The following is a 12,112-nucleotide window of genomic DNA, read 5'->3' on the forward strand; positions in this document are numbered from 1 at the left end:
TGAGAAAGCCTCGGCTATGATCCTGCCTAATCGAACTGCGTGATCACCCTCCGGATCCGGGTGAAGCTATCGCCGTCCTTCTCCAGTTTATAGATGTGCTTATAGGACAGGGCATCCTGCTCGGTCGGTGAGCCATTGATCAAGAGAATATCCCGGTCGTTGGCGAATTTCAAGATCCCCGCCACGTTATTCGGGTGTAGCTTCCCGATCTCATCCATCATGCAATGTAGCTTGAAATCAGAGAATACCGTGGAGGCGTTCCGCTTGAACACGTTCAGCAACATGATATTCACCATGGATTTGACCAAGATATCCGTACCCTCGGAGCCTACGTTCGTAAGGCGCTCCACGAAGCCCGTATCATTCCGGTTCTCGATCACCCGGAATTTAAGGTCGAAGAAATCCGCCAGACGGATCAAGTTGCCGGAATAAGCGTCCATCGACTTGATCAACTCACGTAGCAACGTCGTCGCCTTCTCCCGGGTAGCCGTATCGTCGGCCGAGGAAGCGAACAGGTTCTGCCCCAAATCCCAGCTATATTCCTCGTTGAATCGCTTGATCTCCTTCAACAGATTGACGATCTTGTTCTGGCTCGGATCGATACGCATCTCGATACACTGGATAATCCCCACGAAGTTCTTCTCCTTGAAATCGGCGTTGATCTGATCCACCACGCCACGGATATTGCCTTCCTGAGAGACCATGCTTTTCGTGTCCGCCGTAATCTGCCGGAAGATATCGGAGTTGCGGGTATTGATACGCAATTGGTATTCCGAGACCTTGTCCTCGTCGATAAACTCCTTCAAGTCGCAAGCGAAATCCATATACTCTTTATCATCCGAGAAGCTCGTCTTGAAGGCGAACACATTATCCTCGGAGAAATTGCCGGTGTAGGCGGTTATCTCCTTGCGCAGCTCGGAAAGTTTCTGGGATTGCTCGCTGACGCAGATCGTGATCTCCCGTACCAAGGAACGGCAATCGCCATTCGTATCCGTACGGTTCATGGAAGAGAAGACGGATTCCCTAGAGGTAAACCAGTCCAACAGGGTAGAGCGATGATATTCCTCCCGGTTCTCCAACGCTTTCCGGTTGGCCTCCTTCAGCTCCTTCAGCTCGGCATCTATCTTGAAGATATTCCGGTTCACGTCCGCCAGACGCTTTTTCAATTCCTCCTGTTCCCCGTGGATGATCTGCTGCAAACGTAGGCTCTCCGCCGTCCAGTCAGGTACCTTATCCAGCATCTCTCGTTTATCTTTCAGATACTCGATAATCAAAGCCTTGGTCTCGTTGATATACTTGATCTCCCCACCGATATACGCCAAGCGGGAATGGATCTCCTCCAAACGCCTCGGATCGCCACCACTGGCGGTCAGGCTATCCAATTGCTCCCTGTCATATCCGGATTTGCGCTCTTCCAGCTCCACTTTCTTGCGTGCGATCTCCTCCGAGATAGCTTCCCTCCGGGCGGAGAGTTCCTTATCCAAAGCAGCCAACTCATCTTTCTCTTGCTCATCCAAGGAAGCGAGTTCCCGGTCCATCTTGCCTTGAAGCGTGGCGATCTCCTGCCGGATCGAGGAAAGGGCGGCCTCGGCAGCGTTCAACTCCTCCTCCAAACGCCGGATCTCCTCCTGCCTCAGACGGGTCGCCTGATCCCGCAAGGCCGACAGACGAGACTCGTCCTCTTTCTTGCGAACCGCCAGTTGCTCCAACTCATATTCCGCGTGATAGATATCCTCCTTGATGGGCTTCACGGAGGATTGATATTGCTTGCGGAGATTCTCCTTGGCCGCCTCCAAATCCTGCCGCGCCGTAGCGATGAAGCGCTGGATTCCGGCACGTTTTTCCTCGGCCTCCTTCTTCTCCGTCAAGTAATCCTCCTTGGTCTTGACATTCCGGTGAATCCCGGAGGTGAAGCGGATTCCATAAAAGGTATCTCCCTCGCCTACCTCCGCCGTAAACTCTTTCCCGTAAAGCAGGCGCTCGTCACACACTTGCCCGATCGTCTGCTCCCAGCCGGGTTTATGCTCGGACAGCCAGTTGAAGAAGCTATCTTTCTGGTTATCCAAGAATTCCGTCAGTTCCGCTAGCTTAGCGCTCAGGGCCTCGATCTTCACCTCGTTGGATTCCGCTAGCTTTTGATAATCCTCATCCAAATGCTTCTCGGCGGTCTCGAACTCTTTCATCTGGTAGTTCAACTCGTACTTCAGCTCACGGATCTTCAGCTCCAAGTCCTTCCGGTTCGCGTCGTAATTACCGAGACGCCCTTTGACCGCCTCCAATTCCTCCGAGGTTCCCGACTGCCCCCGGGCAGTCTTGATACGCATCTTCAAGGCGGCGACCTCCGTCGTACGTTTCTCCCGATCCACCAACAAACGCTCTTTCTCCTCCGAGGCGGCATGGCGCGATTCCTCCCGTAGCCGTCGATAATACTCCCGGCGAGCCTCCCGACGAGCATTGATCTCAGTCTCTGCCGCCAGTAATTGTTTCTGTTTCTCGTTCTCGAAGCCGGCCAACTCGTTCTTCAGATTAGCGATCAAATTGGCGTGCAAGACCGAGGCTTCTTTATTCTTGGAAGAAAGCAAATCTTTCTCCACGACTAAGGATTCCTGTTCCTGCTGTAAGATCTCCAATTTGTTACAACGATCCATCGCCGTCTGGATATCTTTTCCGGCATAGAAAACCCGTTTCGCTTCCGCCTCCGACAAGGCGTTTTTCAGCACGGCCAACTCGCCTTCCATCGTGGCTGTCCGGTTCTTCGATTCAGCGTCCAGCTTATCCCTTTGCTTATAGAAATCCGATTTGACCGCCTCCTGCTCGTGTATCTTCCGGGACAACTCCGGCAAGATACGCTCCGTTTCCAGATAAGCCCCGCGCAATTGGCGGCACAGATCGTTGATCCGTAAATCCCGCTTACGGATATCGTCCGACAAGGTAGAGATCCCGGCGGCCTTCCGCGCCATGCCCGGCTCACGGAAAACACCGATATCATTCAGTTGCGCCTCGAAACCGGATAGATGGCTCCGGTAACGGCTCAAGTCGATCACGCTATCCGCCTCGTTCAAGGAGGTGATGATCGTCTGCTTGATATAATCCGCCTCCAAGCGTGAATTCAGCAAGACGTTCTGGATCGTACGGATGATATTCTGGTAGGAGCCGCTCTCCATCAAGGAATAACAGGAGTAATCCCGTTTATTATCCGAGTTTCCGTAAAGGATATTCCGGTATTCCTCATACGTGGAGATCGCCCCGCTATACTTGATACCGTTCTTATCGAGCACCGAGCGGATACGATCCGACGGATAAGGCGCTCCCTCCTCGTCGATAAAAAGATCCGGCCGGTACGGAGAAGCGATAAAACGGTAGCAGATACGGTTCATCGTCTTATAGCTAAGTACCGTAAACCAACCATCCTCCCTCGCTACCTCGTAGATGATCGAGGAATCGGCATAAGGGAAATAATAATCCTGATACGATTTCTTCTCGACCGGGATTCCAAGCCGTTGCGTATCGGCGTTGTAAAAGAAAAGGATCGCACGGAGGATCGTACTCTTCCCCACTCCCTGCGTTCCGATTAAATGTATATTTCCATCCAGCTGTACTTCCGAGTAACGGATAGCGGCGCTGTTTATAAATACTATTTTATTGAGATATCTCATCTTCGTTCTTTATGTTAATACTATGGATCATCTTCGTGAGGTAATCCCACGAGGAGAGCACTTTCCACGTCCCGTTCATATCGCTTACGCACTCGATAAAGCCCTCTTTCGTCATCCTGTCCAAGATGGTATCGAGGATATCCTTGCGTTTCTCCTTGCCTCCGGTATGTTTTTTCAACCCGTCCAGCTTCATCTCCAGATCCATGTCGATACGGGAACGTACCAATATCTCCGCCGGCGAGAAGGTGAAACCGGGCCCGAAGGCCGTATCGTACGTACAGAAGAAGTCCATGATATCGATCCAAGCGAAGAAACGCTGGAGTTTTTGCTCCAAGGTAGCCCGGGGCTCCTTGCGGGAGAAGTAGAAGTAATTATTCCCCTGCTCCAACACGAAATTGATATGCGAGAAATAATCACGTAAACGCTCAAAATTATCTTCTACGACCGAGAAGAGTGTCCTCAACTCCTTTACACTTGTATTCGAGCACAGAAAATTACCTTTCGACAGGTAATCATAGATCTGTGCGGTCTGTACCGGTAAATTATCTATCATCCTTATTATTGTTGTTTTATTTTATCCAGTTGTAGAGACGGGGCGTGCCCCGTCTCATCACAGGGGACACGCCCCGTCTCTACAACTAGGTTCTTTGAATAATGGCATATTCTATATGCTCCGTATGCCCAAAACGGTCTGTTATCTCCAACTCATTTTCATAGAGGGAGAGTAAACGGCAAAATAACGTAACCTTCGCCTCGAAATCCATCTCCCGGTTATACTCGTAGCCCATCACGAAAGAGAACAAATCCCCTCCGGTCCGGCTAAAAACATCCATCATCTTCCGGGTATTGATAGCGGCCTCCCCCACTTCTTGATTCTCCATCTGCTCGGCGGAGATCACGCCTAGCTCCTGCCGGTGGATCACCTTGTCCGGCCGTATGCCGTCGGCCACCTTCAAGATGACATCCAGCGCCTCGTCCGTTTGCAAATAAGGAATGGAAATCTTGAATAAGGTAGGCTGCACGCCCTCCAATACCACGGAACGCTCCGCATCTACCACCTCCCGTACATTCGTGTTCTCCTGTAACTCAAACTGCTCCCGCAGATATTTGATACGACGCAGCTTACGGGTAAAACCCACCTGCGTACGGATCTGGTTCAAGTAATCAATGATATCCTGTTGGGAATGGATCAAGCTATGGCCAGCGCTCAATAACTCCGTCTTCAACTCACGGGCGATCGTCAACAGCTCCTCGTCCGGGACTTGGGCGAAAAAGGGAGTCCGTTCCCGATCCAGCAGCTTCTCCACTTCCACGATCAGGCGGTTGATCTCGATTCGTTTAGCGTCCAGATTCTCCAGTTTGGCGATCTTCACCTTATAGCTCGGCTCGTTCTTGAACGTATTATCGATCACCCGTTGCAAGGACACCACGTTACGTACCAAGATCTTCCCGATCTTCCGCAAATGCGCCTTGACCGATCGCAGATAACCCAGCTTACGCAAATCGTTATCCTCCTTGCCATAATAATCGATCAATTGATACACCAACTGGATATTCTCATCGATCACCGAGGTAGAAATCTCCTCATTCGCCTCCAGAAGCAGCTCATAGAAAGAGAGATAATGCTCATCCATCTCGATATAAGGGCCGTTCCTGCGGATCACCTCACGCTCGATCAGGATATTCAATTTATTCTCATCGATAATATCCAACGCATAATCATAGCGAAACGGTAATGATTTTCTTTTCTCAAATAAGACCTCCAATAGGTCCTTTCCCAGATTTAGCGTGTTCGTTATATGGGGTATTGAATTATATATGTACATCCTAAACAATTAAGGACACAAAGGTAATAAAAATACAAGTAACCCTTTTTTCTCCGTGATGAAAAAGGATTTCCATCGTAGTGAAAAAGCTTTTTCATCACGGTGGAAAAAGTTTTTCACCCCGATGGAAAAAGAGGAAAATCACGAAGAGTTATCAATCCGCCGGATACACAATTCCCAACTGCCGGCGTACTTCATCGATAATCTCCAATGTAATCAAAGAATTATCAAGGCTATTGATTTCTGACTCCCGCTTGCCAGACAAGACGAGGTTGATAAATTCCGCTACCTCATAATAGTACTCATCCTTATCGGCGACCACGCTTAGGTCTTCCGGAACCGGTTCCGGGCCTTTTCCCATCGCCGGAGCTAAACGGGGAGAATACGTCACTTTACGGATGATATTGATCCGGTCCAAGGTCAAGTTCCCCTCCTCCCCTTGTATCTCGGTAGGCAAGGCGGAGTTGGCGATCTTAGAATAAAGCACCGTGGCGTTCATCCCCTCATACAAGAAATTCACGGCCCCTTGCCCGTCCGCTCCTGAGGACAGGACTATGCCCGAGGCATCTATCTTCTTTGGGCGACCAAACAAGACAACCATCGGATAGACCGTATAAATACCGATATCCATCATGGCCCCATTAGACAACTCCGGCTTGAAAGCGTTCAACACGATTCCTTCCTTGAACTTATCATAACGGGAGGAATACTGGCAATAGCAGGCGAAATAACGACGAACCGTACCTACACGCCCAAGATTCTCTCGTACAGCAAGGAAATTTGGCGTAAGCGTAGGCTTCATCGCCTCCATCAACGTGACATTATATGTACGGGAAGCCTCGATCATCGCACGTACTTCTTTCGCATTGGAAGCGAAGGGTTTCTCGCAAAGAACATGCTTGCCATAGCTCATGCAAAGAATACTCTGGGAGGCATGAAGGAAGTTCGGGGAGGCAATATACACAGCGTCGATCAACGGGCTTTTCGCCATCTCCTCCAAGGAGGTAAACGTATACGGTATATTATGTTTCGAGGCGAAAGCATCCGCCGTCTCCTGAGTTCTCGAATATACAGCTACCAGTTCAAAACGCTCATCCTGCCGGGCTCCGGCAATTACCCAATCACTTATGAAATTGGTTCCGACTACACCAAAACGTACTTTATCCATATTCTATCGTATTATGTTCTTCATTTACAAATGTACGATTTCTGTTTAACATAAATACTCCGTGGAAATGTTATTGTATCTATAAAAAGGATAAGCCACAGGAACTTTTTCGCGACGACGCTGTTTAATCTATACAATTTAAAACCGTTTTAAAACTAAATCAAGTATGAAAAGAATTGTATCTTTTATCGTCGTTCTCGCTGTCGCTATGTGCGGAATGACACAAGTAATGGCTCAAAAATCGATAACAAAGGAAGCCAAAAAAGTAGAGAGAGAAATCAAGAAACAAGAGCGTCTGGCACAAGATGCCGTAGAAGGCCAAGAAGAGTTTAACGCCGCTGTACAAGCTATCAACAACCAATCATTCGTATTGGAGGCTAACAACATACAACCGATGAACGGACAGGTATTCTACGTAAATTCAAATACGAACTTCGTATCTTTGAATGACGGACAGGCTATGGTCCAGATCGCGTCCAACTCTCCGTATCCCGGTCCTAACGGATTAGGTGGTATCACCGTACAAGGTAGCGCCTCCAATATCCAGACCAAGCAGGATGACAAGGGCAATGTTTATCTGAACATGAACGTACAGGGTGTGTTTATCTCCGCTACCGTTAGCTTGATGCTTACCAACGGAACAAACAACGCAACCGTTACCGTAGACCCGAACTTCTCCGGTAGAAACTTGAGAATGACCGGTACCCTACTTCCGTACTCACAATCGAACATTTTCCAGGGAACAACATATTAATCATGTCCAACTTTTCTATAATAAGGAAGGCGGTGCTCCGTGAGGAACATCGCCTTCGAACTATTTATAGATAGCCTTATCTCTTATTTACGGAAAGGAGCCTTTACCACTTGAGCCTTCAAGTTCTTATTACGCACCTTGATAAAGATATCCGTACCCGCTTTCGCAAACTCAGGTTTCACGTATCCCATACCGATCCCCTTCTTCAATACCGGAGACATCGTACCGGAAGTAACCACGCCAATTACATTCCCTTCCGCATCGGCGATCTCATAGCCATGACGGGGAATTCCCTTTTCCTGCAACTCGAAAGCACACAACTTACGGGTTACGCCCTCTTTCTTCTGACGCTCCAATTCCGCACGATTCGTAAAGTTCTTACCCTCGGCGAACTTCGTGATCCAGCCTAAACCAGCCTCGATCGGAGAAGTCGTATCATCCAAATCATTTCCATACAAGCAGAAGCCCATCTCAAGACGAAGCGTATCGCGTGCTCCCAAACCGATCGGCTTGATCCCTTCCGGCTTTCCAGCCTCGAAGATAGCGTTCCAGATCGTCATCGCATCACTCGGATAGAAATACAACTCGAAGCCACCCGCACCGGTATACCCCGTGTTGGAGATAATCACGTTCTTGCAACCGGCGAACTCACCCGTCACAAATGAATAGTAAGGAATAGAAGATAAGTCAACCGGAGTAAGACGTTGAAGAACCTCTTGTGCCTTCGGGCCTTGGATAGCCAATTGAGCCGTACGGTCAGAAGAATTCTCCAACTCGGCACCTACCGTATTATGGCTTACGCACCAATCCCAATCCTTGTCAATATTACCGGCATTTACGACCAGCAAATATTTCTCCGGCTCGTAATGATATACCAAAAGGTCATCCACGATACCTCCCTTGTCATTCGGGAAGCAAGTATATTGAGCCTTGCCAAGCGGCAAGACAGAAGCGTCATTAGAAGTTACGCTTTGAATGAAAGCCAAGGCGTTCGGGCCTTTTACCCAAAACTCGCCCATGTGGGAAACATCAAACACACCTACACCATTCACTACAGTCATGTGTTCGTCGATAATTCCGGAATATTCGATAGGCATATTGAAACCTGCGAATTCGTGCATCTTCGCGCCCAAGGCGATATGCACGTCGGTAAACGGAGTTGTTTTCATGTAATTATTGCATTTAAGATTTACGAGCCGATAGCTCTATGATTTTTATAACTGTTTCCATACTCTTCTCCAACGAACGAACGGGCAAGAACTCATAACGTCCGTGGAAATTCAGGCCTCCCGCAAAAATATTCGGGCAAGGCAATCCCATAAACGACAGGCGGGCACCATCCGTACCTCCCCGGATCGGTTTCACGATCGGTTCTACCCCAACGGAGGTCATCGCCTCAAACGCCAAATCAACGATATGCTTCTGGGGCTCCACGACCTCGCGCATATTGTAATATTGATCCCGAAGCTCCAAATGCGCACATCCCGGATGCGCTTCATTCATCTTATCAACCAACGTACGAAGCAATTCTTTCTTCTCCTCGAACAACTTCCGGTCATGGTCACGGATGATGTAAGATAGAGTAGCTTCCTCAACCGAACCTGTCATACCGGTCAAATGGAAGAATCCCTCATAACCAGTCGTATGCTCCGGACGTTGCTCGGCCGGCAACCAAGAAGCAAACTCGATCGCACGCAAGGAAGCGTTTTGCATCTTATCCTTGGCGTATCCCGGATGTACGTTCAAGCCCTTGAAGATAATCTTAGCGCCGGCGGCATTGAAATTCTCATATTCCAACTCACCGATTTGTCCACCGTCAATCGTATATCCCCAATCACAACCGAACTTCTCCACGTCGAAATGATCGGCACCTTGTCCGATTTCCTCATCCGGGGTAAAAGCGATACGGATCTTACCGTGCTTGATCTCCGGATGATCCTTCAAATATTGCATAGAGGCGACGATAGCGGCTACACCTCCCTTATCATCGGCACCTAATAAAGTCTTACCATTCGTTACGATAATATCCTGTCCCTTATAATCAGAAAGCTCTGGGAACATCGATTGAGATAGTACAACATTTTCTTCCGCATCCAAGACAATATCACCACCCAGATAAGTCACGATACGAGGTTGAACATTCTTACCCGACATATCCGGACTCGTATCCAAATGAGCGATAAAACCGATAGTCGGGATTTTCTCGTCCGTATTAGCCGGCAGAGTAGCCATTACATAACTATTCTCATCCAAGGAGATCTCCTCCATACCAATCGCTTCCAATTCCTTCACCAAAGCCTCGGCAAAGACACGTTGTCCCGGCGTACTAGGAGTCGTACCCGTCTCCTCGTTCGACTGGGTATCGAACGTAACGTACTTTAAAAATCTATCTAAAACTGTCATAACTCACTCTTTTAAAACAGCCATAAAAGTAGACAAAGCAAGTTACATGACAAAAAAATAGCGAGACAAATTGTCCCGCTATTCCTGTTTCTCTCAAAAAATGTCATCAAAAGCAGCTTGAACCGTCGAAGCAGTGCGTACAAACCTTACACTTAGGCAAGCCGATCGCCTCCACCAAGGTTTCCAGCGTATTAAACTTCAAGGAACTCAACCCGAAACGCTCGGCGATAATTCCGACCATCTTCTTATATTCCGGAGAGTCTGTCGTAGCATATTTATCCAGATTCTTATTCTCATCCCCTTCCAGTTCCTTGATAATCTGACGAGTTATCAACTCCAAAGGACTCTTGGAAGAAGTAAAACCGATAAACGGGCAACTATAAATCAATGGAGGGCAAGCGATACGCATATGTACCTCTTTCGCCCCATAATCATATAAGATCTTCACGTTATCACGAAGCTGTGTACCACGCACGATCGAGTCGTCGCAGAAAAGGATGCGTCTGCCTTCCAGCATCGCACGGTTCGGTATCAATTTCATCTTAGCCACCAAAGCACGCATCTCTTGGTTAGCCGGGGTAAAACTACGAGGCCACGTCGGTGTATACTTAGCGATAGCCCGATGATAAGGCACCCCCTTACCTTCCGCATATCCCAAGGCCATACCCACGCCGGAGTCCGGTATACCACAGGCGCAATCCACCTCCGAGTCATCCTTCTGCCCCATCTTATATCCACTCATAAACCGGACATCCTCCACGTTCTTACCCTCATAGCAAGAAACCGGAAATCCATAATACACCCAAAGGAAAGAGCAGACCTGCATCCCTTCATTCGGTTTACGCATCTGCTCCATACCATCGGCACGCAAACGGACGATCTCGCCCGGGCCTATAAATTTCTCGATCTCATAATCCAAGTTCGGAAGACTGCTAGACTCACTGGTCGCCGCATAAGCTCCGTCTTTCTTCCCGATTACGATCGGCGTACGCCCCCACTTATCACGGGCGGCGATAATACCATCCTCCGTCAGGAGCAACATAGAGCAAGAGCCCTTTATCTTATTGTAAACATTCTCAATACCCTCCACGAAGTCCTTGCCTTGTGTAATCAGCAAAGCGACTAACTCCGTCTGATTCGTTTTTCCGGAACTCAATTCCGAGAAATGCATGTTCGCTTCCAATAACTCCTTTTCCAGCTCGTCCAGATTATTAATCTTCGCCACCGTCACGATCGCGAATTTACCTAAGTGAGAGTTGATAACGATAGGCTGCGCATCCGTATCGCTGATAATACCGATCCCGGCTTTTCCTTTGAATTTAGGAAGCCCCGGTTCAAACTTGGTGCGGAAATAAGAATTCTCCAGATTGTGGATCGAACGCGTAAACCCTTCTTCCTTATCGTACGTAGCCATACCGCCTCTGCGGGTTCCTAGATGAGAATTGTAGTCTGTACCATAGAATAAATCCGTAATACAGGCTCCTTTAGAAATAGTTCCGAAAAAACCACCCATTGTTTTTTATGTTTGTATTTATGTTTGAGACCGCAAAGTTACAAGTTTATTTATATATGTTCCAAAATTTACTTCATAACGTTTATTATCATCGGCAATAAAAAAAGGATACCCCTTTTCAGGATATCCTTTTCCTTATTCTTTGGTCGCAGAAACTTAAGCCTCAGCAACAACTTCTTTTACAGAAACAAATGATCTGTTTTCTTTTCCTCTACGGAAAGTAACAACGCCATCTACCAACGCATACAACGTATGATCCTTACCGATACCTACGTTCTCGCCCGGATGATGAACCGTACCTCTTTGACGAACGATGATGTTACCAGCTTTAGCAACCTCACCACCAAAAAGCTTAACACCTAATCTTTTACTTTGTGATTCACGGCCGTTCTTAGAACTACCCACACCTTTTTTATGTGCCATTTCTTTTCTTCTCCTTTAAACGTTAAGCAATAACTTCTTTAATACTCACCTCAGTGAACTGCTGACGGTGACCGTTCAATTTACGGTAACCTTTTCTTCTCTTCTTGTGGAATACCAGCACCTTGTCACCTTTTACCAGCGGAGATAATACCTCGCATACTACCTTTGCGCCCTCTACAGTAGGAACACCCACTGTTACCTCACCGTTGTTATCTACTAACAACACCTTGTCAAACTCCACAACAGCACCGCTTTCCGCGTTCTGAATGTGATGAACGAACAATTTCTTGCCTTGCTCAGCCTTGAACTGTTGTCCGTTAATTTCTACGATTACGTACATCTGTCTTAAAATCTTTTAAACAGGTTAGG

At 48.0% G+C, this 12,112-nt stretch carries 10 protein-coding genes; 1 reads left to right on the forward strand and 9 read right to left on the reverse strand.

The genetic code is table 11. The features are described 5' to 3' along the window. Positions 1 to 26: 26 nt before the first annotated feature. The 4 genes from CI959_RS01255 to CI959_RS01270 form a co-directional block, all read right to left on the reverse strand. Positions 27 to 3,656 (reverse strand): ATP-binding protein, encoded by a 3,630-nt coding sequence (locus CI959_RS01255; RefSeq protein WP_009276603.1) that lies wholly within the window; start codon positions 3,654 to 3,656, stop codon positions 27 to 29. Then, positions 3,640 to 4,209 (reverse strand): hypothetical protein, encoded by a 570-nt coding sequence (locus CI959_RS01260; protein ID WP_005866029.1) that lies wholly within the window; start codon positions 4,207 to 4,209, stop codon positions 3,640 to 3,642. Before CI959_RS01260 ends, CI959_RS01255 begins: the two co-directional genes overlap by 17 nt. 85 nt (positions 4,210 to 4,294) lie before the next feature. Then, the gene (locus tag CI959_RS01265; protein WP_008780837.1) at positions 4,295 to 5,482 is read right to left on the reverse strand and encodes a hypothetical protein; all 1,188 of its coding nucleotides are present in this window, start codon (positions 5,480 to 5,482) and stop codon (positions 4,295 to 4,297) included. A gap of 154 nt (positions 5,483 to 5,636) precedes the next feature. Continuing rightward, complete coding sequence (locus CI959_RS01270) at positions 5,637 to 6,650, reverse strand: Gfo/Idh/MocA family protein (RefSeq protein WP_005861919.1); 1,014 nt, start codon at positions 6,648 to 6,650, stop codon at positions 5,637 to 5,639. A gap of 166 nt (positions 6,651 to 6,816) precedes the next feature. Here CI959_RS01270 and CI959_RS01275 point away from each other — a divergent pair, with 166 nt between their 5' ends. After that, positions 6,817 to 7,404 carry a DUF4251 domain-containing protein gene (locus CI959_RS01275; RefSeq protein WP_005861917.1) on the forward strand — a complete coding sequence of 196 codons (588 nt, stop codon included), beginning with the start codon at positions 6,817 to 6,819 and terminating at the stop codon, positions 7,402 to 7,404. An 83-nt stretch (positions 7,405 to 7,487) separates the two neighbouring features. Here CI959_RS01275 and gcvT read toward each other — a convergent pair whose 3' ends face one another. The 5 genes from gcvT to rplU all read right to left on the reverse strand — a co-directional run bounded on the left by gcvT (position 7,488) and on the right by rplU (position 12,083). Continuing rightward, positions 7,488 to 8,573, reverse strand: coding sequence for a glycine cleavage system aminomethyltransferase GcvT (gene gcvT, locus CI959_RS01280; protein ID WP_005861915.1), 1,086 nt, complete (start codon positions 8,571 to 8,573; stop codon positions 7,488 to 7,490). A 13-nt stretch (positions 8,574 to 8,586) separates the two neighbouring features. Next, positions 8,587 to 9,807, reverse strand: a complete 1,221-nt coding sequence (gene pepT, locus CI959_RS01285) for a peptidase T (RefSeq protein WP_005861913.1) — start codon at positions 9,805 to 9,807, stop codon at positions 8,587 to 8,589. Between the two features lie 106 nt (positions 9,808 to 9,913). Beyond that, complete coding sequence (locus CI959_RS01290; protein WP_008780836.1) at positions 9,914 to 11,320, reverse strand: amidophosphoribosyltransferase; 1,407 nt, start codon at positions 11,318 to 11,320, stop codon at positions 9,914 to 9,916. A gap of 156 nt (positions 11,321 to 11,476) precedes the next feature. After that, on the reverse strand, positions 11,477 to 11,743 hold the full coding sequence (gene rpmA, locus CI959_RS01295) for a 50S ribosomal protein L27 (protein WP_005861909.1): 267 nt from the start codon (positions 11,741 to 11,743) through the stop codon (positions 11,477 to 11,479). A 22-nt stretch (positions 11,744 to 11,765) separates the two neighbouring features. Further along, entirely contained in the window at positions 11,766 to 12,083 is a 318-nt protein-coding gene (rplU, locus tag CI959_RS01300; RefSeq protein WP_005861907.1) for a 50S ribosomal protein L21, read from the reverse strand. Positions 12,084 to 12,112 lie beyond the last annotated feature (29 nt).

This window comes from Parabacteroides sp. AT13 (assembly GCF_002272965.1).
GTDB classification, from domain to species: Bacteria; Bacteroidota; Bacteroidia; order Bacteroidales; family Tannerellaceae; genus Parabacteroides; species Parabacteroides distasonis.

Excerpts from the sequence above, each read along its gene's own strand:
- CI959_RS01260 (WP_005866029.1), bottom strand. The coding sequence starts at position 4,209 with ATGATAGATAATTTACCGGTACAGACCGCACAGATCTATGATTACCTG.
- CI959_RS01275 (WP_005861917.1), top strand. The coding sequence starts at position 6,817 with ATGAAAAGAATTGTATCTTTTATCGTCGTTCTCGCTGTCGCTATGTGC.
- pepT (WP_005861913.1), bottom strand. The coding sequence starts at position 9,807 with ATGACAGTTTTAGATAGATTTTTAAAGTACGTTACGTTCGATACCCAG.
- gcvT (WP_005861915.1), bottom strand. The coding sequence starts at position 8,573 with ATGAAAACAACTCCGTTTACCGACGTGCATATCGCCTTGGGCGCGAAG.
- CI959_RS01255 (WP_009276603.1), bottom strand. The coding sequence starts at position 3,656 with ATGAGATATCTCAATAAAATAGTATTTATAAACAGCGCCGCTATCCGT.
- CI959_RS01290 (WP_008780836.1), bottom strand. The coding sequence starts at position 11,320 with ATGGGTGGTTTTTTCGGAACTATTTCTAAAGGAGCCTGTATTACGGAT.
- CI959_RS01265 (WP_008780837.1), bottom strand. The coding sequence starts at position 5,482 with ATGTACATATATAATTCAATACCCCATATAACGAACACGCTAAATCTG.
- rpmA (WP_005861909.1), bottom strand. The coding sequence starts at position 11,743 with ATGGCACATAAAAAAGGTGTGGGTAGTTCTAAGAACGGCCGTGAATCA.
- rplU (WP_005861907.1), bottom strand. The coding sequence starts at position 12,083 with ATGTACGTAATCGTAGAAATTAACGGACAACAGTTCAAGGCTGAGCAA.
- CI959_RS01270 (WP_005861919.1), bottom strand. The coding sequence starts at position 6,650 with ATGGATAAAGTACGTTTTGGTGTAGTCGGAACCAATTTCATAAGTGAT.